This window comes from Pantoea piersonii, assembly GCF_003612015.1.
Taxonomy (GTDB): domain Bacteria; phylum Pseudomonadota; class Gammaproteobacteria; order Enterobacterales; family Enterobacteriaceae; genus Pantoea; species Pantoea piersonii.
Window position 1 is genome coordinate 29487 of sequence record NZ_RARB01000014.1, and the last position, 24266, is coordinate 53752.

Annotated in this window: 20 protein-coding genes and 3 pseudogenes; 11 read left to right on the top strand and 12 right to left on the bottom strand. The window is 52.7% G+C overall.

From position 1 onward, the window contains the following. The first annotated feature begins 124 nt into the window (after positions 1-124). Positions 125-1293 (top strand): IS3 family transposase gene (locus D7S44_RS22065; protein WP_120458361.1). Its coding sequence is split into 2 segments (ribosomal slippage): positions 125-374 and positions 374-1293, totalling 1170 coding nucleotides; the frame shifts between segments, so codons are not numbered across the junction. Positions 1294-1928: 635 nt separating this feature from the next. On the opposite strand, the gene D7S44_RS22070 is transcribed toward D7S44_RS22065, so the two are convergent. The 3 genes from D7S44_RS22070 to D7S44_RS22080 all read right to left on the bottom strand — a co-directional run bounded on the left by D7S44_RS22070 (position 1929) and on the right by D7S44_RS22080 (position 5188). Then, positions 1929-2894 (bottom strand): Rpn family recombination-promoting nuclease/putative transposase, encoded by a 966-nt coding sequence (locus D7S44_RS22070; RefSeq protein ID WP_120458362.1) that lies wholly within the window; start codon positions 2892-2894, stop codon positions 1929-1931. 600 nt (positions 2895-3494) lie between these two features. Next, on the bottom strand, positions 3495-3836 hold the full coding sequence (locus D7S44_RS22075) for a hypothetical protein (protein WP_120458363.1): 342 nt from the start codon (positions 3834-3836) through the stop codon (positions 3495-3497). 485 nt (positions 3837-4321) lie between these two features. Beyond that, the gene (locus tag D7S44_RS22080) at positions 4322-5188 is read right to left on the bottom strand and encodes a RepB family plasmid replication initiator protein (RefSeq protein WP_120458364.1); all 867 of its coding nucleotides are present in this window, start codon (positions 5186-5188) and stop codon (positions 4322-4324) included. A gap of 1533 nt (positions 5189-6721) precedes the next feature. Here D7S44_RS22080 and sopA point away from each other — a divergent pair. Continuing rightward, positions 6722-7888 (top strand): plasmid-partitioning protein SopA, encoded by a 1167-nt coding sequence (sopA, locus tag D7S44_RS22090; RefSeq protein ID WP_120458365.1) that lies wholly within the window; start codon positions 6722-6724, stop codon positions 7886-7888. Continuing rightward, positions 7888-8844: a ParB/RepB/Spo0J family plasmid partition protein gene (locus tag D7S44_RS22095; protein ID WP_120458366.1), complete on the top strand. Its 957-nt coding sequence runs from the start codon at positions 7888-7890 to the stop codon at positions 8842-8844. Before sopA ends, D7S44_RS22095 begins: the two co-directional genes overlap by 1 nt. A gap of 757 nt (positions 8845-9601) precedes the next feature. Here D7S44_RS22095 and umuC read toward each other — a convergent pair. Next, positions 9602-10617: pseudogene (gene umuC, locus D7S44_RS22100) on the bottom strand (translesion error-prone DNA polymerase V subunit UmuC); the annotation flags it as partial. 313 nt (positions 10618-10930) lie between these two features. Between umuC and D7S44_RS22105 the strand changes: the two are divergent. After that, positions 10931-11488 (top strand): cytochrome b/b6 domain-containing protein, encoded by a 558-nt coding sequence (locus D7S44_RS22105; RefSeq protein ID WP_120458367.1) that lies wholly within the window; start codon positions 10931-10933, stop codon positions 11486-11488. Positions 11489-11609: 121 nt separating this feature from the next. Continuing rightward, positions 11610-12299 (top strand): VIT1/CCC1 transporter family protein, encoded by a 690-nt coding sequence (locus D7S44_RS22110; RefSeq protein ID WP_120458368.1) that lies wholly within the window; start codon positions 11610-11612, stop codon positions 12297-12299. Positions 12300-12352: 53 nt separating this feature from the next. On the opposite strand, the gene arsC is transcribed toward D7S44_RS22110, so the two are convergent. From arsC to umuD, 7 genes and pseudogenes are all read right to left on the bottom strand, one after another. Continuing rightward, positions 12353-12781 (bottom strand): arsenate reductase (glutaredoxin), encoded by a 429-nt coding sequence (gene arsC / locus D7S44_RS22115; RefSeq protein WP_120458369.1) that lies wholly within the window; start codon positions 12779-12781, stop codon positions 12353-12355. A 48-nt stretch (positions 12782-12829) separates the two neighbouring features. After that, a complete protein-coding gene (locus D7S44_RS22120) occupies positions 12830-14113 on the bottom strand; it encodes an arsenic transporter (RefSeq protein ID WP_120458370.1) in 1284 nt (427 codons plus the stop codon). 68 nt (positions 14114-14181) lie between these two features. Beyond that, positions 14182-14535: a metalloregulator ArsR/SmtB family transcription factor gene (locus D7S44_RS22125; protein WP_120458371.1), complete on the bottom strand. Its 354-nt coding sequence runs from the start codon at positions 14533-14535 to the stop codon at positions 14182-14184. A 193-nt stretch (positions 14536-14728) separates the two neighbouring features. Then, a pseudogene (locus D7S44_RS22130) lies at positions 14729-16850 on the bottom strand (tyrosine-type recombinase/integrase). A gap of 1 nt (position 16851) precedes the next feature. Then, positions 16852-17835: a tyrosine-type recombinase/integrase gene (locus D7S44_RS22135; protein WP_120458372.1), complete on the bottom strand. Its 984-nt coding sequence runs from the start codon at positions 17833-17835 to the stop codon at positions 16852-16854. A 73-nt stretch (positions 17836-17908) separates the two neighbouring features. Further along, positions 17909-18133 (bottom strand): annotated as a pseudogene (locus tag D7S44_RS22140) (Y-family DNA polymerase); the annotation flags it as partial. Position 18134: 1 nt separating this feature from the next. Further along, positions 18135-18575 (bottom strand): translesion error-prone DNA polymerase V autoproteolytic subunit, encoded by a 441-nt coding sequence (umuD, locus tag D7S44_RS22145; RefSeq protein WP_009093276.1) that lies wholly within the window; start codon positions 18573-18575, stop codon positions 18135-18137. Between the two features lie 1040 nt (positions 18576-19615). On the opposite strand from umuD, the gene D7S44_RS22150 reads away from it, so the two are divergent. The 6 genes from D7S44_RS22150 to D7S44_RS22175 all read left to right on the top strand — a co-directional run bounded on the left by D7S44_RS22150 (position 19616) and on the right by D7S44_RS22175 (position 24140). Next, positions 19616-20164, top strand: coding sequence for a single-stranded DNA-binding protein (locus D7S44_RS22150; RefSeq protein WP_120458374.1), 549 nt, complete (start codon positions 19616-19618; stop codon positions 20162-20164). Between the two features lie 149 nt (positions 20165-20313). Beyond that, the gene (locus tag D7S44_RS22155; RefSeq protein WP_120458375.1) at positions 20314-20856 is read left to right on the top strand and encodes a conjugation system SOS inhibitor PsiB family protein; all 543 of its coding nucleotides are present in this window, start codon (positions 20314-20316) and stop codon (positions 20854-20856) included. Between the two features lie 1079 nt (positions 20857-21935). Continuing rightward, positions 21936-22703, top strand: a complete 768-nt coding sequence (locus tag D7S44_RS22165) for a reverse transcriptase domain-containing protein (protein WP_120458377.1) — start codon at positions 21936-21938, stop codon at positions 22701-22703. 466 nt (positions 22704-23169) lie between these two features. Beyond that, positions 23170-23547: a DUF5983 family protein gene (locus tag D7S44_RS22170; RefSeq protein WP_120458378.1), complete on the top strand. Its 378-nt coding sequence runs from the start codon at positions 23170-23172 to the stop codon at positions 23545-23547. Positions 23548-23625: 78 nt separating this feature from the next. Continuing rightward, positions 23626-23775 (top strand): hypothetical protein, encoded by a 150-nt coding sequence (locus tag D7S44_RS23600; RefSeq protein ID WP_158591302.1) that lies wholly within the window; start codon positions 23626-23628, stop codon positions 23773-23775. Continuing rightward, positions 23772-24140, top strand: a complete 369-nt coding sequence (locus D7S44_RS22175) for a hypothetical protein (protein ID WP_120458379.1) — start codon at positions 23772-23774, stop codon at positions 24138-24140. Before D7S44_RS23600 ends, D7S44_RS22175 begins: the two co-directional genes overlap by 4 nt. Before the next feature lie 27 nt (positions 24141-24167). Here the strand turns inward: D7S44_RS22175 and D7S44_RS22180 are convergent. Further along, positions 24168-24266 (bottom strand): IS1 family transposase (locus tag D7S44_RS22180; protein WP_000641146.1); only part of this gene is annotated, 99 nt, incomplete at its 5' end.

The window sequence follows — 24266 nt, forward strand, 5'->3', positions numbered from 1 at the left end:
ACGCCCGGCAAAAGTCTGCCGGGCAGAGTGAAAGATTACTCCTCAAAATACCTGTAGTGGTCAACAAAAACTGGCCACCTGAACAGAGGTGATATGCTCACCTCAGAACATTACAGGTGTCCCAATGAAAAAAAGAAATTTCAGCGCAGAATTTAAACGCGAATCCGCTCAACTGGTCCTTGATCAGAACTATACCGTTGCAGCTGCGGCCAGTGCTATGGATGTGGGGCTTTCTACCATGACGCGATGGGTAAAGCAGTTGCGGGATGAACGACAGGGCAAAATATCTAAAGCCTCCCCGATAACCCCGGAACAGATTGAAATACGCGAGCTGAAGAAAAAGCTACAACGTATTGAAATGGAAAACGACATATTAAAAAAGGCTACCGCGCTCTTGATGTCAGACTCCCTGAACAGTGCTCGTTAATCGGGAAACTCAGAGCGCAGTATCCTGTGGTCACACTCTGCCACGTGTTCGGGGTTCATCGCAGCAGCTACAAATACTGGGTGAAAAGCCCCGAAAAGCCAGACGGCAAGCGGGCTGTATTACGTAGTCAGGTTCTGGAGCTACATAACATTAGCCATGGCTCTGCTGGCGCGAGAAGTATCGCGATTATGGCAACCCTGAGAGGCTTCAGAATGGGACGCTGGCTTGCCGGCAGGCTCATGAAAGAACCAGGACTGGTGAGTTGTCAGCAACCCACCCACCGGTATAAACGTGGTGGCCATGAACACATCGCTATCCCAAATCACCTTGAGCGACAGTTCGCAGTGACAGAGCCTAATCAGGTGTGGTGCGGCGATGTAACGTATATCTGGACAGGCAGGCGCTGGGCTTACCTCGCCGTTGTTCTCGATCTGTTCGCCAGGAAACCTGTTGGCTGGGCAATGTCATTTTCACCGGACAGCAAACTAACCATCAAAGCGCTGGAAATGGCGTGGGAAGCGCGCGGCAAGCCTGTCGGAGTAATGTTCCACAGCGATCAGGGCAGTCATTATACAAGCAGGCAGTTCCGGCCGTTACTGTGGCGGAACCGAATCAAACAGAGTATGAGCCGACGTGGAGACTGTTGGGACAACAGCCCGATGGAACGCTTCTTCAGAAGTCTGAAAAACGAGTGGGTGCCACTGACAGGTTATATAAACTTTAGCGAAGCTGCTCATGCGATCACAGACTATATCGTCGGATATTACAGCTCGCTAAGACCGCATGACTATAACGGTGGGTTACCCCCAAACGAATCGGAAAACCGATACTGGAAAAACTCTAAAGCGGCGGCCAGTTTTAGTTGACCACTACAAGTCTGGAAAGAAAGAGACAGCGAAGAAAACTTTCTGAAATTTTTGAGCGTCAGGTGCGTTACGACGGGCATTGTTTCTTCCCTGAATCAAGCAGCCGGAAACCCAGGTCGGGTCACTCTCTGCTGGCTGAACCTCTGGCAAGTCTGGATCCCTGTCGCTCAATGAAAATGCTTTCGACAGTGCACAAAAAATGAGGAGCATCTCGCTGCGGTTCTCATCATGCCACCCCGCCTGAACGAATCAAATGCCTCTTGATCAAATTATGAGTATAGCTGGTGGTGTTTGGTTAAAGAGCGTGCCCTCGCCTGTTTCCGGCAACTTTCCGGATAAGGCACAGAAAGAATTTTGCTCCATAAACTACGAACCTTTTCTTCAGTTAGGTATAAACACAGGTGCCGGACGGAAGCATACTGACACCGATGATAGATGTGTGCTGGCGGGAAAAATTGCAGTTTTCTTACACAGAGATGTGCTGACGAATTATTCGGTCAAAATGCTGAGGACGCATCCCGAAGAACTGTATTTGCAGGCTTCACTGCGGACACCCCGCCCCCGAAAAGGAACCGGGTGCATCAGAAGGCGTATCTGGACATCTGGAAGAGCGCCCGAGAAAATGGTCGGGCAACTCAGTGGTGAATTTGCGCCAGTTCATCTTCCGTCAGGCCGGTCATCTGCATGACAATATTCTGGTCAAGGCCATTCTGCAGCATGGTACGCGCAATTTTCAGGGTCGCTTCACGCTCGCCCTTTTCAATTCCTCGCTGCTCTCCAAGCTGGATCCCCTCCTGGCGTCCTTCCATGCGACCTTCCATACGTCCTTTCTCAATGCCCTTCTGTTCAAGCTGCTGTGCGATAGTCATGAGTGCGTCTCCGTGTTGCGGCACACGCTGTGCCAGTTCGCGAACAAAGGCTTCGGAGTCGGCCGACTCTCCCGCCTGTAATAAATAGTGTATCAGTGCCGTCACCTGTGGTGAAGAAAGATAGTCTGCCATCAATAGGGTGGCCAGCCGGTCGGTCAGCGTGGCCATATCGCGCTGGTGTATGTGCTTCTGCAGTAAGGTCAGCGCTGCCATGCTGCGATGATTCATGATGTCATCGTCTGGGATAACGGTGATGTCTGTCAGAGGAAAGGCGCCGCCGTAGAGTTTCTCTGCCACTGCCGGGTCGTCGAATTCATCCAGCCAGCGCGTAGAATACGGGTAAGGGCTGCGTTTTCCGGTATAGAACAGCACGGGTATCACCAGCGGCAACTTTTTGTGACCGGCCTCAAGATGGCGCTGCATAGCCGCCACGGCGTAACGCAGCAGGCGAAAGGCCATATGCCGGTCCGAAGACGACTGGTGCTCAATCAGCACGTGAACGTAGCCGGCCCCGGCGGTGGTCTTCAGGCTGTAAAGGACGTCGCTGAAGTACTGGCGGAGGTCGTCCTCGACAAAGGATCCGGACTCCAGCTTAAGGGTTGTGAGGTCGCACAGCGCGCGTAGCTCTGCCGGAAGATGAAGTTCCATAAAGTCCCGGGCAATCTCAGGCTGCATGAGAAACTGCCGGAAGGTGGCATCATGAGGGGTCGGGGTGCTATTTTTCTTCTTCATCCGTGCTTACTCTCTAAATGACACGAACATACTATCACGACAGTCAAAGAGTTGTACGAGACAAACGTATTGCTGGAATACCTCCATCCTTAATACGGATCCGAAAAAGGACAGACCGAATGTTCATCTGGCTGCGTTAGTCCTGGAAACGTGAATTGTATTATCTAAAAACCAGCCGCAAAGGACCTTATATGGAACTGGAAATGCGCGGCGTATCTTTAACATCAAGAACTTGAGTGAGCTTTTTTATGCCGGACAGCTCGCCTGCGTTACGAAATCATCGGTGGCCGAGCCGCTCAAATGTTCCGTTATAAAAACCGTGGTGTCGAGGTGAGGCTGTCTGTAAATGCGGATCCTGATCACAACTTCCTTTATAGCTCTTATTGATCAGGCGTGAGATGCGGTTTTTCAGCATGTGCGGCAAATCAGATACCAATCGGCGTTTTCTGCTTCAGAAGCTAACGGACATAAGCCTTCGATAGGCTTCCCCGCTGGCGGACGTCACTGGCATACCACTTAATGCGGTGCTGAATTTAGCTCCCCGTAAGCTGCGCCTGCTGCATTTCCCGCTGATAGCCAGGGATTTTGCGAGCACGTCCGTTATTCTCTGCTCAATACCTTGTTTCCGAATTCACCGCTGATCTGGAGATTGTCCCCAGCTGTTTGCGTCAACTGCGTCTGCAGCGCCCCCATATAGACAGTAACTTTCGCTTCCAATTCTGACGGATCCGGCAGAGACACATGAACCACACCTGCAGTAATCGGTTTCATCTCGTTCAGTCGGAGATTAAGGGAGATTGCTTCTCTTATGAAAACGTACCTGGCAATGACGCTTTGCTTCAACGTGGTAACGCGCCGGCGGTTAGTTTTGAATTGTTCAATCAGCACTTTGTTCTTTTCATTGGGAAGTTTGTTGATCTTCTCTTGGGCGACCCTGATCACTTCAGCCTGATCCTGGAACGAGGCGTTACAAGTCGCTTTCCCTGCTACAGAAACAATGCGCCTTAAAGGCCTACGGTATAAAACATGTGTGCTGACGGGAACAACAGATGAATCCAGCCTGCGTCTGTATACTGCCGGTTGGGTCACTGGCAAAGACTGGCTGATGTGTGCTGACGGGGAAAAGAGAACTCAGAACAACATCTGCATGTGTGCTGTCGGGAACACAGAGAATTCGGAGCAGCATATATATATGTGCTGGCAGGATAAGGCTGAAGTTCAGACACCTTCGGTGGGTGCTGGCGGGGAATAACGGCATTAGCATGTGTACTGGTGGGCAAAAAGAGAGTGATTCCCTCACAGCGCACATTCCACGAGAACTTGAAGAGCCAGACCAGCAATTATGGCGGTGGCTTTTGCAGCAGATTTGGCCTGTAGCCTGTCAGCGCACATGTTGCCTGCATCTGACATCCTGCCAGCACACATTTTTATAAACCCGGAGGCTTAAGCTTGGGGTTTCTCTTGTGAATAATCAGATAGTTCTCGCGCTCTTTTCTTACCAGAGAAAATTCCAGATAACCAATTTTCTGCAGCTGCTCCAGCGCTTTTTTGATAGTGCGGTTTTGTTCGCTTACTGAACTGGTCAGGGAAAGACGCTCGCGCAGGCGTGAAAATCCAACAGGAACGGGATTGGCAGGCAGGCTTTCGATGAAGGTATATATAGCCTGAGCGGCTTCCTTCTTGGGTAGGGCTTTAATCGCATGCTGCTGCAGCAGCACACGATAGTCCAGCTGAAAAAGCTCCCACAGCTTTTCATCAGCTTCAAGCTGGACAATATCTTTATCAGCATCAAAATAGCCGGTTTTAAGCAGGCCCGTCTGATAGCTGCCGCGGACATCAGCACCGCGCTTAAACGAAACAGACTTGTTGCGCAGTTTGCCCAGAGACTCATGGATAGAGCTGCGCAGGCGGGCATCAATACGTTTGGAAGCAAAGCCGCAGCCTTTAGCGAACTCTGTAAATTTGAGCTCTATTTTATTGGAATTTAACCCATATTTGCTGAATGCATAGATGACGCCAATCCAGACTTTGAAGTCGCAGTCCATATCAAGCCGCGGCCCGGAGATGTTGATATTGTCATACCCTTCGGCTTTCGCTATCTCCAGCTGAGAAAACAGCTCTGACGCATCGACAATATTATTCTCGCCCTGAGACTTTGTAGGCTTCGGAACAAATACGCCGAGTCGCATTAGCGCAACTGGCTGAACGGTATTATTAGAATTAACGGTGAGTTGTTTTTCTTTAGTGATCATATCGCTGTAAAGCGCATCAGCGATAAATGACTTATCCGTCATGAGTTTATCTCACTTTTGAGCCATCGATCTGAAATGTGGATTAAATGGATCCTGATCCCGTCAGCACACACAATACATCCCTTCAGCACACATTACCACCCCGCCAGCACACATCATTTTCCCACCAGCGCACATTATCTTCCCGCCAGCGCACATCTGGATCAGGCCTTAGCCCAGACGTGGCGCGGCCTGCAAGCTGCGGGGATCTTTCTGGTACTATAAGGATCTATGTGGATAATATATTGGATCGGGCTTGTGGATTTGTGGATAACTGCAAATACAGCCAGCCCAAGGCTCCTTGCAGTAGCTAACGCGCCTGCGGCTTGTTCAACGGTTCAGGGATCCACAAAATACTTGCGGATCCCTGAACCGTTATCAAAGAACCACGTCATCATTTCAACATTGTTTACCGCCAGATCAGTAAAAGGCATTTCAAAGCTCGGCGCAGAATTTTACAAATAGCCGCTTGGCCAGAACGATCTGGTCAGGCTTTCGCCTTACTCTACCTTTCTTGTATACGGCATAGTAAGTGTCCCGAAAACAGCATTATGCAGTATTTCGTCGGGGCTATTGATCGCGCTTACACCTCAACACAGGCATATGTCGTGACTAAGATTAACAAGGTGCTGCAAAGATTGCTGATTAATCCCGTTCCGGCACTTCAGAAGCTTCGGGGTAAGTAAACAGATCCCTACTCCAGAAGTCAGGATATGTCCCTCTGGGTCGCAGTAGCCTATGGTGCTGACCGACATAGTTACGCTGGGTTTCACTCTTCCACTCAATAACTGAATCGCCTCCCCAGATAAACTGTAGTGTGTATAAGCTGTAATGAGCAGAACTGAGCCGAAGATGAAATATGTTTGCACTCGCTGACGCCGGTAACTTCTAGGCGTCATGCGAAACTGTGTTTCGACCCAATCTACGCAAGAAATCCCTTAATATAGTGTCAAACAATACGGCTACGTCATTGTCAACTCAGTCAAAACCTGCCCTGCATTAACGAGATAAGACGAATGTTTACGCTCACCAGGCAAGAGTTGAGATGGACAAAAACACTAGCAAACGCCGTGCCCTACCCTTCTCGACCGCAGGCAATTACGCGATGCTCACCTGACTGGCACGGGTGGATGACGACGACAGGTTCAGCATCGAAATTCCACTGCACACCTTCCGCTATAGCTCGGCTATGTGCATGTTTTACTATCATCCGCACCCCACTACGCTTCAGTCGCTGCCGGGCCACGAAAATAACGAGTCACCGAGGTGTATAAAAAGTATTCGTACTGACCATGATCGCTGACGGCAGATGCAGTTCACCCCTAATACCGGCACCATGCTTCAAAGACCAAGCGGTCATTCAACGTGATAGCCAGCAGTGACACTGTGCTTTTTAAGGATGTGGTTCACTCCACACGGCAAGTAGGTTTCATTTTAAACTTTGCAATAATAAGCGCCATTTGCAAATTTGGTGTTGCTTTGCGCTAAATATCAAGATTTAATGTTTCCATGCAAAGTTGATAAAGGAGAAGGTTTGTGGGACTGATGAATACGCTTGATCAGTGTATCGCCGCTGGACATGAAATGACCCGAGCTATTGCCGTGGCACAGTTTAATGACGATAGCCCCGAGGCACGGAAAATTACTCGCAGATGGCGTGTTGGCGAAGCGGCCGATCTTATCGGCGTCTCTCCTCAGGCAATCCGGGATGCGGAAAAAGCAGGACGACTGCCCTATCCCGATCTGGAGATGCGTGGTCGGGTAGAGCAACGAGTGGGCTATACCATTGAACAGATTAATCACATGAGGGATGTTTTCGGGACCCGCCTGCGTAGGCCCGATGAAAGTATCCCTCCCGTGATTGGCATTGCCGCTCACAAAGGGGGCGTATACAAAACCTCCGTCTCAGTACATCTGGCGCAAGATCTCGCGCTTAAAGGCTTGCGGGTGCTACTGGTCGAAGGGAACGATCCACAGGGAACTGCTTCCATGTATCACGGATGGGTACCTGACCTGCATATTCACGCCGATGATACGCTGCTACCCTTCTACCTCGGCGAGCGAGATGACGCATTTTATGCCATTAGAAAGACTTGCTGGCCTGGCCTCGATATCATTCCTTCCTGTCTGGCTTTACATCGTATTGAAACCGAACTCATGGGACGCTACGACGAGGGCAAACTGCCAACCGAGCCACATATGATGCTTAGACTCGCTATTGAATCTGTGGCGCAGGACTACGACGTGGTTGTCATCGACAGTGCGCCGAATCTGGGTATCGGCACTATCAATGTTGTGTGTGCGGCAGACGTGCTGATTGTGCCAACGCCGGCGGAGCTGTTTGACTACACCTCTGCCCTTCAGTTCTTTGATATGCTCCGTGACCTGTTGAAGAACGTCGATCTTCAGGGATTTGAACCCGATGTAAGGATCCTGCTTACTAAATACAGCAATAATAACGGTTCGCAATCTCCATGGATGGAAGAACAGATCCGCGACGCATGGGGCGGTATGGTTCTTAAAAATGTTGTCCGCGAAACAGATGAAGTGGGGAAAGGCCAGATAAGGATGCGAACCGTATTCGAACAAGCTATTGATCAGCGTTCTTCGACCGGTGCATGGCGTAATGCGTTGTCTATCTGGGAACCCGTTTGTAGCGAAATTTTCGACCGCCTGATTAAGCCCCGCTGGGAGATCCGCTAATGAAACGTGCTCCGATCATTCCAAAATCGTCTCCTTCCTCCCCTGCTATTGCTCCTTCTACTGCGCCTGCCGCGCCGATGGTGGACTCTCTGATTTCACGCGTGGGAGCCATGGCAAAAGGGAATACCATCGTCTTACCCGTGTGCGGCCGGGACGTTAAATTCACACTTGAAACCGTGTCTGCGGAACGCGTAGAAAAAACCACAAGTGTCTGGTCAGGCAATGAACGCGTCCAGGAATTCCTGACGGAAAATTCACTGGATGATTTGATCCCTTCTTTTCTTCTGAACGGCCAGCAGACACCTGCTTTTGGTCGCCAGCTTAAAGACGGTATTGAAGTGGCCGATGGCAGCCGCCGTCGTATGACGGCTATCCTGACATCTTCAGATTATCGAGTTTTAGTGGGCGATCTTGATGATGAGCAGATGGATGCGCTATGTAAGCTCGGCAATGATTACCGACCGACCAGCGCTTACGAACGTGGCAGACGATACGCGCTAAGGCTGGAAAATGAGTTTGCGAACAACATCTCTGCATTGGCCGACGCTGAGGGTATTTCCCGGAAGATCATCACTCGATGCGTTAATACATCAAAGCTACCTCATAATGTTATATCTCTCTTTTCACATCCGGGTGAACTCTCGGCCAGAGCGGGCGAACAGCTTTTCAAGGCATTTAACGGAAAGGAAGCATTACTAGCTGAAAAAGCTCAGTCCCTTGCGGAAGACCGTAAAAAAGGCTTGTTGTATGAGCCAGACGTCATCATTCAGAAACTGAATACGGCATTAACCAAATTTGAGGCTCCAACTCGTGAACGGGCAACGAAGAAAGATTTTGGCCCGGGCGCGACGGTACAGTATAAGGGGAATAAAGTGCTGTTCAGCCTGGACAGAACCAAAATCCCTCAGTCTCTTATTAGTCAACTCGAAGAGCTTCTTTCAAAACGACATCCTTAATGTTTTGCACTGGGACCATGGTCCCAGTTGAACGCAGCTATCTGAATTGTCTGTTGGGACCATGGTCCCAACGGAAAACCAAATTGTCTAATTTCATCATTATCTAGTATGCGGTGAGCTCTTCTCTGGGATAGCTCCAGCTTACAAGGGCTCATCAAACTGCTGGTTGTGACCATGGTCCCAGGCCTGCATAGATTATTAGCTATGACCAAGCCTGCGGCTCATTCGGCAAGCTGGGTCCGCGGTCCCAGTTTATAATAATCGATTAAGTTTTTTCCTGAGATTAGAGCTTCATACTAGCAATTGAACCCTCACTGATTTATACGAAATCTGAGCTAGAAGTTTTACGTGGGGACCCTGCTTTCAGATTAATGCAGATAGCTTAGGTATATGTTGGGACCGCAGTCCCAACAGAAAATCACATTGTCTAATCTCATTATCATCTGGTTTGCGATGAGCTTTTCGCTGAGATGATTGCAGCTTACGAGAGTTCATCAAACTGCTCATTGGGACCGTGGTCCCAGCTGTTTGTATATCGCAATGTGTACATCAGGCTAAGCCATCAGCTGAGCCGGGGTAGCCTGAAAGTTGTAGAGGAAAAGGACTACAATGCGCTTCAAACGCTGTTAAATAAACAGCGTTAAATTCACTATTAAAGCCGAACTAAAGAGAACACATTCTTGATATACAATTCTGTCTATAAGAACAAAATCATTTTCATGCTGCGCTAATAGACCTTTGCTACCGGAATTTCTTTCTAGTTCGTCGTCCATGCTTTACTTAGCATCTCCCGCTTCATCTGCCAGTCAGGATCAATGCCTTTGCCTGCAAAGCCGATACTGTAGCGACCGGACCGGTTCATCTAATTTATCAGAGCTTCACTGCCGGCGCGCGGTACTAAATCGTTAAACAGGTTGAGCTGCGCCACGCCGTTCGGATGCAGCTCGCTCAGCATAATGCCTGCTTTTGCATAGCGAAACCTGGGCACCAGATCGCATCCAAGGATTTCATCGCCGCCTCAATGATGTTGCGCGTGTCCTGCGTGCCCACGCGTAATTTTACGAACGCCATGTTTCTGTAGCCAGGCTGCCCTGTGTCGAAAGGGGAGGTGCGGATAAAAACGGAGATGTGGTAGCAGAACTGGCGATCTTCGCGAAGCTTTTCCGCCACGCGTTCGGCATACGCGCAGACGGATTGTCGCATAGCGTCGTATTCTGTGATACGTTCGCCGAAGCTGCGGCTCACGACTATCTGCTGCTTTGGCGGTGGTGCGTCCTCCATCGGGATGCAGCTTTCGCCGTTAAGCTCGCGCACAGTACGCTCCAGCACAACGCCAAAATTCTTACGAATGAGAGAAGGGGAGGTGCGTGCCAGGTCAAGTGCCGTTGTTACGCCGAGCAGCTGCAGGCGTTTTTCAAGCCGGGAGCCCACGCCCCAGAGTTCCCCCACAGGCTGGCGCGACAGCAGGGTTTCTGTCCGCCTCGGGTTTCCCGGCGTGAGCGCCAGCACCCCGCCGAACTGAGGCCATTCCTTACCGGCCCACTGTGCCGACTTCGCCAGGGTCTTCGTCGGGCCAAGCCCGACGCCGACCGTCAGCCCTGTGCAGGTCCTGACGTGCGCCCGAATCATGCGGCCAAAGTCCTCATACGGCATAGCCATCAGCATACCTGAGCAGTCACAGAATCCTTCGTCAACCGAATACACCTCCAGACGCGGCACCATCTCCTCAATGCAGGACATTACGCGCGTGCTCATAGAATGGTTTATGTGGAATGGAAATTCTAGCGTAACTTAGCTGTATGACTGTGTGTGATATGACGTTCTCATGCAGCATTAACATGCTTATCTGGTGTAGTGAACGTACAGAGGGTTGGAAGGGGAAAGACAAGGGCGCTTGTACGATAAAATGCAGAAGTGTCGAACCAGATATTTAATATTGATCATCAACGGATAATTTCTTAAACGGCGCATTAAATAATAATGGAACTCATTATCATCATGTTTTATATGAAATTATGAATGAGCTAAGGTTGTTTTAATCTTGAAGGAAAAAAATAGCCTTAATTCCTTTGCTCATGGTGAAATCATGAAAAACAAAATTTTGGCATTACTCCCGCATGACTATGCGCCCTTTTTTCGAGCTCTTCACATTACTGTAGCCCTGCTGATTCTGTCCCAGATTGTCAATTCCAACCTGACTGAACGTGAGGCGGTGAGTGAGCACAGCTTTGTCTCACTGGTCACCTGGTTCCATATCATTTCTGGTTTTTTGTTGATTGTTCTCGGTGTAACTTTGCTGGTATGGATGCTGACGCAACGTGGTTTCAGATGGTACTTTGCCTGGGTTACTTTAGATTTAAGCGGTATTAAAATCGATCTGTTACAGCTGGCCCGGTTGAAACTGCCCGAAGCCGCCAAAGGGGGGATCGCTGCGACAATTCAGGGCCTTGGTGTTATCTCTCTGCTTCTGGTTGCTGTCTCTGGCGGCATGTGGTTCATGACCAATAGTCTACTGGGGTTGCCCGCCGAGACGGCCAGATACTATCTCCACTGGCACAAATTTCTGACAACGTTTATTGAAATTTATTTTTACGCACATGGAGCCATGGGACTGCTACATATGCTTCTCAGTTGGGAGGATTAATTCAAGTTTTCTAGTTGTTAATCTGACTTTTTATCATTACATATCAGATGATTAACGATACTGAGAAATAAAGATAAAGTGCTGAATTCCTGTCAGTGTAACCCTTTATGAAGAGCCAGTTATGGGCCATGATGAATCTCATAAGATTTCCCGTTCCAGTGTTCTCCGTGCTGCTGTTATGGGGGCTAACGACGGTATTGTATCGACTTCCAGCATTCTGACTGGCGTCGTCGCGGGCGGTGGCAGCCACAATAGTGTTTTACTGGCTGGTATTGCAGGTGTTGTGGCCGGTGCGATGTCAATGGCTACAGGTGAGTATGTTTCAGTTTCGTCCCAGGCCGATACCGAAAGGGCTGCGCTTGCTGAGGAGCAGAGGGAACTGGATCAAAACTTCACGGGTGAAATGCACGAACTCACGGCCATTTATGTTCACAGGGGTCTCAATCCGGCTCTTGCCCGGCAGGTAGCGGTGGCATTGATGAAACACGATGCGCTCAATGCTCATGCCCGCGATGAACTTGGAATAACTGAATTCAGCACCGCCAGACCTTTAATGGCGGCACTGTTTTCTGCGGGAAGTTTTATGGCCGGCGCGCTTCTGCCACTGAGTTCCGTCATACTTATTTCTGGTCCAGTAAGCATTATGCGTATTGTCATTACAGCAATGCTTTCTCTTGTATTACTGGGAGCCCTGTCTGCGAAAGCGGGTGGGGCACCTGTTTTTCGCAGTGTGATCCGTGTGAGTTTCTGGAGCAGCCTGGCGATGGCTGCATCTGGTTTAACGGGGAGTCTGTTCAGCCATTTTACATGAGGATGGCAGCTTCAGCTGAAACTAAACGTTGTCATGGAAGACGACAGTGTATGTCATTTAATCACACGACCGCCCAACGTATCGATTATCACTTCACCATCCTCTTTTGTGAACGGGCTCTGTTGCGGGTCTGGCAGGATGTCCAGGACTACCTCTGAAGGGCGGCAAAGCTTCGTTCCCAGCGGCGTGACCACTATCGGGCGATTAATCAGGATCGGGTGAGCCAGCATGGCATCCAGCAGCTGTTCATCAGAGAAACTGTCGCTGGCGAGGCCCAGCTGTTCATACGGGTCAGTATTTTTACGCAGTAGCGCCCGTACGCCGGTACCCATCGCTTCAATCAGCGCCTCGAGCGTTTCACGCGTCGGCGGGGTTTCCAGGTAATGGATCACGACGGGTTCTGCACCGCTGTTGCGGATCAGCGCCAGCGTATTACGCGAAGTGCCGCAGGCGGGATTGTGATAAATGGTAATGTCAAACATGTTAAAACCTCGTGTAAGGGGGGCCGTATGCGCCGCCCCGGATTATCGTCAGATCGACAGCCGCAGCGCGAGCGCGGCAAGCGTAACGGTCAGCACCGGCAGCGTCATAACGATGCCGCCCCGGAAGTAGTAACCCCAGCTGATACGGATGTTTTTCTGTGACAGCACGTGCAGCCACAGCAGCGTTGCCAGGCTGCCAATTGGCGTGATTTTTGGCCCAAGATCGCAGCCGATAATGTTGGCGTAGATCATGGCCTCACGCACGATACCCTGTGCCGAACTGGCATCAATGGAAAGCGCGCCAATCAGCACCGTGGGCATGTTGTTCATGACGGATGAGAGGAGGGCCGTGAGATACCCGGTTCCCATCGCCGCCCCCCAGACGCCCGAAGCGGAGAAATCGTTGAGCAGCGTGGTCAGATACTCCGTCAGACCTGCATTACGCAGCCCATAGACCACCAGGTACATGCCCAGTGAAAACACCACTATCTGCCAGGGCGCATTGCGCAGCACCTTGCGGGTATCAATCACGTGGCCGCGCCGCGCGACCAGCCAGAGGATCAGTGCGCCAACAGCCGCGACCAGGCTCACCGGCACACCGAGCGGTTCCAGCGCAAAGAAGCCAGCCAGCAGCAAAATAAGCACCACCCATCCGGTACGAAACGTGCTGATATCGCGGATGGCGTCACGTGGCGCTTTGAGCTTCGCCTCGTCATACTTTGCCGGGATTTCCTTACGGAAGAACAGGTGCAGCATAATGAGCGTCGCCAGCACTGAAGCAACGTTGACCGGTACCATAACAGACGCGTAATCACTGAATCCCAGATGGAAAAAGTCCGCCGAAACAATATTGACCAGGTTGGACATGATAAGCGGCAGGCTGGACGTATCTGCGATAAAACCCGCCGCCATAACGAACGCCAGCGTCGCACCCCGGCTGAATCCGAGCGCCAGTAGCATGGCAATCACTATCGGCGTCAGTATCAGCGCCGCACCATCATTCGCAAACAGCGCTGCCACCGCCGCGCCTAGCAGCACGATATACGTGAACAGCAGCTTTCCTCTGCCGCCACCCCAGCGCGCTACGTGCAGTGCTGCCCACTCAAAAAATCCTGACTCATCCAGCAGCAGGCTGATAATGATCACCGCAATGAACGTGGCCGTGGCGTTCCAGACTATCTGCCAGACCACGGGAATATCCCCCATATGTACCACGCCCGTCATCAACGCCAGCGCGGCTCCGGCCACCGCGCTCCATCCGATGCTGAGCCCGCGCGGCTGCCAGATGACGAACAACAGGGTGAGTATAAAAATTGCGCCTGCCAGCAGCATGCTGCCTCCTTTTTAATTAGCTAACGCCAGATATATTCGGATAAACGAATATGTATGGCTAAAATTTTTTACAGGCAGACAGCCCTGCCGTTAGTGGTTGCATGATCGAGCCGTGAATGACCCGCCAGGTCTTGGATTTCGTCACGCTGACTCAGCCATGCCTGTTCAATGACTGAGGCCGCCCAGGCAGGCATGTGTGGGGAGAGCCGATAGTGGATCCACTTGCCGTCGCGTCGATCGCTGAGTAATCCACTGGAACGCAACATTGCGAGGTGACGGGAAATTTTTGGCTGTGGAAGTTTCAGTGCGCCGGTGAGTTCACACACGCAAAGCTCTCCCTTCTCTTTCAGCAACAGCACCAGCGTCAGGCGGGTTTCATCCGAAAGGTTTTTGAACAGTTGTAGTGGCGTCAGAGATAACATGTTGATTCCTGATCCAGGATGCTCCAGGGTTAGTTGAAAGAGCATAGTCTAAAAACATATTCGATAAAAGGCATGTGACTCACTCTGGAGCTATTTTTACTGAATTGGAAATCTGGCCTGCTCCGCTCCGCTCCGCTCCGATTCAGGCACAGGCAAGTCAGCCATCACCGCGTCTGGCCTGTTGCAGCCCGGATCACCCTCCAGGCTTAACGGCCAGTCTTTTAAGGGCCTGATCTATTTTTTCGGCATCATTCTCTACAATCGCTTTTTCATCGACGGTGAGAGGGACTTCTTCAAGGTAGCGTTTTACTGAGGCTTTACTTTCCAGTATCAGCCCGCGCGCTGTCTTTGAGCAGGTTAAAATCACAGCCGATGCAGGCCATCCGGTGCTGACAGCTACTTCAGAACGGATTTGTGCAGTAGGAATCGCCCAAATCATAGTAGGTCGCGGGGCCGGTCAGGCTGGCGGCTTCCGGATCGTGGTCAATCAGTACGCTTATCATATGTGCGACCCTGTCTGCTTTGACAAATGAGGCTGCCAGCTGAGTCGGGCGGATGCGGAGATAATGCATGGTTGACTGTGGCGTTGAGTGCCCGGTCCACTGCATCAGTTCATACAGCGACATCCCCTGCGGTACGCTCGCCAGCGCGGTCACTGCGGAGGCCCGCCCGCGGTGACTGGTAATTGTGCCACCGCTGTCTTCTGTGGGGACGCCGGCTCTTGCACACAGCATCGGTATCAGCGTGCGGTTCATAATTGCGCTGCCCGCGGGCTTCCCCCGGTATTGAAACAGAAGCCGGACTTTCTCACCGGTCCGCTCATCAGACAGCATGGCCTGTTCTGTCGGGCGCTCGGCCAGCCAGATGTCGACATATTTTTTCACCACGGCCGCCACGGGTTTAACATAGGCTTTTGAAGTCTTCCCGGCGGGGATATGCAGGTAGCACAGGGTCCCGGCAGGAATGACGCTCCCGTCATCTTTTACTATTTCATCTGCCTGCGACGCTATGCAGCCAGTTGTCAGGCGGAGCAACTCGTTCTTCCGCAGCCCCGCATGGGTCCAGATAACGGCCATCGCCTGCAGCATGGCCAGCGGATAATGGATTTCAGTGAGCAGGTCTTCCTGGCGCAGATTCAGGCTGGCCCAGATGAGCTTCAGCCAGACCGGATCGTCGATAACCCGTGGATTGACGCCGCGACGGAACAGGGGCGTGTCCGGTGTGGAAAGATGACGGGCAGGGCTGAAGCGAAGCCGGCCCCAGCCCCAGTTTTCATAGTCGATCATGAAACGGCGAAGCGAGTAGATCACACCCGCGCGGGAGTGGGGCATCATGGGTTCGCCGGATCGCATCGATTTGCGGGTGCCTCTTTCCGTGCCCAGCTGAAGCTCATCCACGTTCATCCGGCCCACCGCCGCAATAAAGCTGGCGCAGATTTCCATCGTCCAGTCTGCCGGTTCCCGCACCTGCGGATGCTCCCTTGCCAGCCAGAGGCCGCAGCGCAGAATAAAGCTGTACTGGCTTTCCCGGGTACGCGGTCGCAGCACTGACGTTTCCCGCCAGCGTCGGCACCAATACACCCAGGCGGGATCGATTCCTTCGACCGGCTTTTCATACCACTTCGTGTAGTTTCGCATCCTCACCGGGGCGCTGATGATGCCCAGCGCGGCAAGCCCGTGTGAGACCCGGCCGACGTAACGGGATGTAGCGTTATCGATGCTGTTCTGTGCCTGCCAGAGCAGTTCGGTCGTAAACGTCTCAAGCCGGGGATCCCTGTTCATTATCATTAGGATTGCCAGTACGCCGGATGTGTGCTGTTTCTGGCTTCCCGCGGCATAACCCAGTGACGTCAGCGTATCGGTCAGCCGGTGCAGCTCCTGATAATAAAAAGCCTGACCGAAGATGGCGCAGGCATAGAGGGCGGGTTTCCGGATATCAGGGAGGCTGAGCGTGTCATGCAGACCTCCCAGGTGCCAGGCAAAAGCGGCCATCAAGGGACGACCCTCCCTGACTTCCCGGCAGAGCGTCTGCCAGCTTTCCCGTGGCCAGCACCAGCAGGGAACGCCGGATAACTGCATTTCGCGCAGCAGTCTCGCTATCACCAGGCCGACGATTTTGCTGCTGCATCCGCTTGCGGCGGCAATATCTTTCAGCGGCCTGATAAAATCAGGTACGGGATTCATACGTAACATGCCGGACCGGCTGTGAGAGCTGGCCAGCGCCGTCCGTTCATCGGGAGTCAGTGACGGCTCAAGCCGGTATTCATCAATGCTGAAGGCACGCCAGCTGATTCCGGTCGGTGTGCTTGTGCTCATGTTAACTCTCCTGGCTGAAAATGAGGTTCGCCATTCTGATATCTGCCGTTTCTATCGCGCCCGCCATCCTGGCGGCGAGATCCCGGCCCGACAGGTGGATGTAAATCTGGGTAGTACCTGGATCGCGGTGTCCCGCATAGGTCGCCAACTCGTGCAGCTTCCAGCCTGCGCGGGCCAGATGCGTGAGGCGAAGGTGCCGGAAGGTATGTGTTGAAATGTCCGGCAGCCCAGAAACCAGCGCCCAGTTCCGTACCGTTTTGCTCCAGGTCCAGAAGGAAAGCGGCGCGCCATGGTTACGATCGGACTCAGAACGGAACAGGGCACCTCTGGCGATCCCTTCCCGCTTCATCTGCATAAGATGGGCCGCCAGCACGGGCGCCACGGCCGGGCTGTAGCAGACGATGCGTTCACGCCGGCTCTTGGTGGTTTCTGCCCGGATACGGATAAGCCGGTGCGCAAAGTCGAGGTCGTCGACACGCAAGGAGGTAATTTCAGATCGCCGCAGCGCACCGTAATAGGTTAATGCCAGCATCAGGCGGTCACGAAGCGGGGATGAGGCAGCATGAAAAAGAAAAGCCTGCCACTGCGCATCGTCAGGGATCCGTGGCAGCTTTACGACGCGGGGAACCAGCCCTCTGCCGGAACTCAGCATGCCAGGCGTGCCGGAGCGGGGCAGCGGATTCACCAGACAGAGATCCTGATACATCAGAAAGTCATACCAGAGGCGGATCGCCGACAGGCGCAGCTGGAGCGTGGCGCTGGCCACGGGAGAGGGCATACCGGGTAACTGCGGGCTGATGTAGGCGGCCAGATCTTCAAACCGGGCTTTTTCAGGTTCAATGCTGTTCTGGCTGCAGAACGCAAAATAATGGCGAAGGGCATTGCGGTAGGCGGTGAGCGTAGCCTGCGCCCGGCCCAGATCGGATAACAGTTTCAGCCAGCGCTCAGCCAGCAACAGGCTGTGTTCATTCGGTGAAATCAGCATTGTGTTTACCCCTGACAGCAGTTTTGCTGCTCAAAGTTTACTCACTCAATGTTGCATTCCACTTAACTTACTACAGCGCATAGTTGCTTGAAAATACGTGTATTTTTTCCGGGAAGTGCTGATTCTTTATCTTGAACCACGGATCGCCCATTTTCACGTACTTTTTGGCTTCCTTACTGCGCGCGATAACGCAGCCGTCGTTGTTCGACAGGATGGCCACCGGTGCATTTTTCAGGTCGGGCCGAAATACCTTCTCCGCGCTGGCATAAAAGCTGTTCACATCAATCAGGCCAAACATGTCAGTTCCTTTTGCGGGGGGTATGCACGAAATGCACCACTACGCCGAAGATCTCAAGCGTGTCCGGGTCCGGAATAATGACGGGATAGGCGGGATTCATGGGCTGCAGAACGGGCCCCTTCGGCGTAAGCAAAAGGCGCTTTACCGTGAATTCGCCGTAAAGCTCGGCGATAACCACGTCGTTGTGCTCCGGCGTCAGGGAGCGATCGACAATAAGCAGGTCGCCGTCATACAGGCCGACGTCCTGCATGCTGTTGCCCTGCGCGCGCAGGAAAAAGGTGCTTGCCCGGTGGGCTATAAGATATTCGTTGAGATCGAGCTCCTGCTCCGCGTAGTCCTGACAGGGTGAGGGAAACCCGCAGGGAACACGTTCCAGGAAAAGAGGCCTGAAGCTGGGCGGCGGATTGTCCGCCGGGTGCATCAACTCAAAGGCGTTAAACATAGCTAAAATCCCTGTTAAAGCGCTGTATGTATTTACAGTATTATTAGCTGGCTTCCTGATACGCGCAAGAAGTCGCTTGATCCTCACCGTCGGGAAGAAAATACAGCCATTGATTTATAAAGATTTACAGCGAAACGACAGCTCATAAATTAACCGTTTGTTTGCATGCACCATCGGGAAAGGGCTGCAGATGTTTATCCACAGCTTTACGCGCGGGATGTGCAGGGAAGATGTGGATAAGGGCCCCCTTCGGCTCCCCTGATCGGGTCGTCAGCCCCATTCAGCTAACCGGCAGAGCCGGTAAGCTTCACCGGACCGCGCGACGCGTTCCGGGCCTGCCGGCTGGGGTCTGAGGGCTGAAGGCAAAGCGTGCTGGCGGTCATCTGAAAAGACCATTGCAGGGTTTTTAAGCGAAGCCTGTTGTGTATGATTAATGTTCATTTTCAGGGAGCTGTCGCATAAGGAGTATGTCTTGAAACCCTTTCAACCCGCCTTTCTCATTCTCATCTGTATTTGCCCGACGCGCGTGCGCCGGGAGGCTGCCGGCTGAACTGCTGCCGGCAGTACCGCATAAAACCCGGACCAGACACATACACGGCAGGGCAGGGGCTGCAGCCAGCCCACAGGCTGGCGCGAACCGCGACGGCCTGAATCCGCCGTCGCTCTGAGGCGCAACGCCGTTTCGCTGCCGCTCAGCCGCCGTTGCCGCTGCATCGTGCTGTGCTTTTCCGCCGGGCTTCACCGGTTTAAGTCCTTTCGCCGGGGCTGAGACAAGCACAGGCGCCGTGGTCGTCCAGGGTGAAGTGAACGCCGTGAAAATTTATTTCCGGCCACTGCGTTAGACCAGAAATAAATGTCCCCGTCGCCCTGGACGCCTGCCGTCACCCGCGCTGGTTTACGCCCTCGCGGCGAAGGATCTCAAACGGGTGAAGTGAATACCGGAGTAAAAAACCAGCCGATTTCCACAAAACGTCAACACCGCGGCTCCCGAAACTCAACGGGTGACGTGGTTAAAAACCTACTGCATGAGGAAAACGAACATGGCTTCACGAGGCGTCAACAAGGTCATCCTGGTCGGCAATCTGGGACAGGACCCGGAGGTGCGCTACATGCCGAACGGCGGCGCGGTCGCAAACATCACGCTGGCCACGTCTGAAAGCTGGCGCGACAAGCAGACCGGCGAGAGCAAAGAGATCACGGAGTGGCACCGCGTGGTGCTGTTCGGAAAGCTCGCAGAGGTGGCGGGGGAATACCTGCGCAAGGGCTCGCAGGTCTACATCGAGGGCCAGCTGCGCACGCGTAAATGGCAGGGCTCGGACGGGCAGGACAAATACACCACGGAAGTCGTGGTGAACGTTGGCGGCACCATGCAGATGCTGGGCGGACGGGGCAATGGCGCTGGCGGGCAAACCGGACAGCAGTTCAGCGGGCAGCAAAACGCTCAGCCTCAGCAGCCGCCTGCAGCAAAAGGTAACGGCGGCAAAGGCGGTAAGGGCGGTCGCAGCGCGGCTCAGCCGCAACCGGAACCCCAGGCACCGCCGCAGGGTAATTATCCGCCGGCAGATTTTGACGACGACATCCCGTTCTGAATGACGCGGCTTTGCTCACGCGAGGCAGCGAATCAGGTGAAAACAGCAGGTAAACGAAGCAGAAATACGGCCGGAACGGCCGGGATGGTTGCCCTGGCGGAGCTGTCACTCCGCGCAGGGCATGACAATCAAATTATGAGGAACTCGATATGTCAGCGACTCAGTCTAAAGAAAAAATTCGTAACGGCAAGACCTCCGCGTATTACGGCCGCCAGCGCGGCGGCTACCGCAGCTGCTGCGGTAGCGAACTGACACGCGATGAGAGCGTGACACTGCAACGTCTTAAGGCATTCACGCCGGGCGACTTTGAGGCCTACAGCGCGCGCGGTGAGGAGTTTCGCCGGCGGCTGTGCGGGACTGTACTGAACGCCCTGCAGCTCAGCAATGCCTGGCTTACCGACTGCGAATGCCGGGGAGAGTGGGGCGGGGTGTTCCCGGTTCATCTCCGTCTGACGCACCGCAAAAATCCGCTCGTCACGCTCGACATCCTGAGCCCGGGCAGCGAGTCGCCGTTCTGGCACGGGCTTATCTGGATAAATCCCGATCACACAGGGCTGTACGTTCTGAACACCGAACAGTTTGAGCCGGAAAGCATCGGCCGGCTGCTGACGCGCATTGAAGAGATGGTCTCAGCGGGCATTACGCCAGCGGAAATCGTGGCGGTACTGGGAAGAAAAGGAGCGCACGTATGAATACCGTCATGATAGTACCTGCGGCGCCTCCCCTTTATCCTCAGCGGCACAGGGTCTGCAGGCTGCTAAATGTATTTTCACGCCCTGCGCAGTCTGTAGCCCAGGCGAGTATGGCAGCTAAAAAGGATAACGCATGCCCCCCTGTAATCACGTTGCTGAGCCTGCCTGAGAATATCGGGCGGCCCGCTTCTGTAGCGTCAGAACGACGAACTTCACTGGCATTGATGCACCAGGCTGAAGTGCAGGAAAGACTTATCTGTGAGGCCGAAACGGCGCTGGCCAGCCAGTCAGTTCGCACATACCGGCAATGGTACTCGCACTGGCGGCGTCGTGGCGTACGGGTGAACGATCTGCTGGATATGACGTGGGTGTGGCGCCAGCGCGCCCGGACTAATTGAGAATAAAGAGCATCTGTCAGTCAACTGTCTGCGCCTGCATGAAGACAGAATATCTCGACCGGTCAGACCTGTTAATGTTTGAGGCTCTGGCGCCGATAGTGTTCAAATCCTTCACCAGGGATACACATTGATGGCAAATCCGTTTTGACGATGCTTCACGGCATCGTCTTTTTTTTGAGGATGTACAAAAGAATCGGACTATTTATGATTCAGTGGATTACATCCTAATGTTGACGGGTGATAGGGGATGTATAGTGAGGGCGTGTTGCTTATGTAGATCGCAAACGCTAAACAGTTCCTTATCTTTTACTCAAGGTGTAACCTGTACACTCCTGACGTTAGCCGGTTATCCGGCCTCTCTGTACTCGTCGTTATTCGACATACCGACGGCTACCGTTCGTCGCGGCGGGCGGCTATACGCTGCTTCTCGCTACTTGGGGTTGCCAAAGGTTTCTTATCGCCTCTTAAGGGGGCGTAGCGTTATTAGTTTGGGCTATGCGCTTGCGCTAAGAATCGTCAGGATTGTATAGAGAGAACGATCTATGTCTAAACAACATAAAATCGGCTTAGTTGAAGTGCTCGGGATTGCTACAGCAGTCCTGGCCTTTATCAACGAGTCGTGGACTTTCGTTGAGAAGGTGTTGAGCCTCTTCAACATAGTCCCTAACTACTTGTTTTTTTATGAATACAGAAAATGAATGGCTTCATAAATTTGAGATAAAGCCGGGCCGCTGGGTTTATATACCCAATGAGGCTACGTTAAAGCAAGGAAAGCTAATACACGCTTATATCAGGTCAAAATGGAAATCCCCCCTCTATATGTTTCACCTGAGAGAAGGTGGTCATGTTGCGGCTGCAAATCATCATGTTCAAAAAAAATACTTTGCATTGATCGATATACAGGATTTTTTTGGCGCCACCAGCCAAAGTCGCATAACAAGAGCGCTAGGGAATTTCATCCCCTATGACAAAGCGAGAAAAATCGCTAAGTTATCAACCGTGAAAAACCAAAACGGCAATGGATTAAAGCATGTGATTCCATATGGCTATCCACAGTCACCAATTCTGGCAAGTTTTTGCTTCCATCAATCCTTTTGTGGGGATCTTATTAAAAACATCAGTAAATCAGGTGATATATCTGTAAGTATCTATATGGATGACATCCTTCTGTCAGGTAATGATTTAGGAAGGCTGGAAGATACTTTTAAAGCTGTCAATGAAGCGTTGGTTAAGTCAGGTTATACGGTAAACCGGTCTAAAACTCAGCTTCCATCAACAATTGTGAATGTATTTAATTTAGAGCTTAGCCAAAACTCACTGCGTATATCAGCTAAAAGGATTGTTGATTTTTTGCAAACCTATATATCCAGTTCGCACCCGCCTGAAAAAAAAGGTATAGCTTCATACGTTGGTAGTGTTAACAAAGAACAAGCCCGGTTATTCAAGTGACACCTTTATTCAGTGAAGTCGTAAAGCCATAAAATGAGAAGTATGCCCCCCTCCGGCTCCCCGGCGCTGCCGGGTCGTCACCCCCACTGCGCTAACCGGCAGAGCCGGTAAGCTCCGCCGGACCGCGTGGCGTTCCGGGCCTCCCGGCTAGGGTCTGATGGCTTTAACAGATAACTGCTGCAGCGGGCCTGCGGCCGCGCCTTCACCGCGCCGGCATACGTCCGCCGACGCTTTCATGTCGTCACGCCTTAACGGCGCGCCGGGTGTGTTCATTCCCTGTCTTACCGTTGGTCATCTCTCACCGGCTCTCTCGCGGAGGGCCGGGTTTCGCACCGTCGTCCGGAAAAAGCAAGGCTGAAGTGTACGGCTTCGCCGGCCCTGCTTTGTCCGATCGCCGTCGCGCGCACGCCCTTTGCCGCGAAAGGTCCCGACGAGAGATGAGTTAACAAACTAAAGGAGAACCGGAATGAACACACAGAACGTCAACACCGCCGCTCAGGAACCCTCGGAAAGATGGGGGGCAGGGCAGGCAGCCACCAGCATCGAAAAATGCCTGATATTGAGCACCGCGCACATGACCCTGGAAGACAGCGATCGGATTTACTGGCTCTCACGTCGTTCAGAGAAAGGGGACGGGGCGTGGATGTGGATACACGATACCGGCTATGGGCACCTTGTCTGTCTCGACACCGAGGGGGACAGGCTCCGGTGGCTGCGTAATCAGGGTATTTCAGAAAGCCTCTGTTACCTGCTGGAGACGGTCTTACGGCTTTCCGGCACGCGCATGTTCCATTTCGACCGCGATGCAGACATCCAGCCAGGTTTTGTAACTTACGACTGGTAAAACACGGCAGTCATGCCGTCAGAATCACCGGCGCGGCAGCAAACGCGCCGGTTAAAGCAGAAGCGAAGGAGTTAACTGATGCGTTACAGTAAGAAAACAGAAGTGCAGGCGCAGCGTTTTGCGCAGGCTTACCGCGAGGGCAGACCTGCCAGCATGTCGGCGATGCGTTTCAGTGACTGGCCATGCTTTATGGCCACGGTCAGAAAATTACAGGGAGGTCAGGCATGAAAGGGATGAGTAATGCATTTCCGGTATCGCAGGATGAGATTGTGCGTGTGCTGGGCCCGTGCTGTCACATAACGCTGAACACGGGCGCCGAGGCATTTTACATTAACGGGCAGTTCATCACTGATGCTTACCCGGGCGAAGGAGCACCCCGGTTGCTGAACCTCGCGCGCAGAATTGCAGCGGCCTCTGGCCATACGCTGCGCTGCTATGTGGTATCAGAGCCTGAAGACGAAGAGTGGGCATGGAATGACGTTGTCGATCAGCTGGCGATACGCGCCCGCATGAATCCCGCACCATTGTTTACACCCGTGAGTCCGGCTGATCCGCGAGGACTTATAGTACGATTACTGAATTTACGCCAGTAAGAAAAAATCAGGGGTAATGACTCCAAATTATTGATAGTGTTTTATGTTCAGATAATGCCCGATGACTTTATCATGCAGCTCCACCGATTTTGAGAACGACAGCGACTTCCGTCCCAGCCTTGCCAG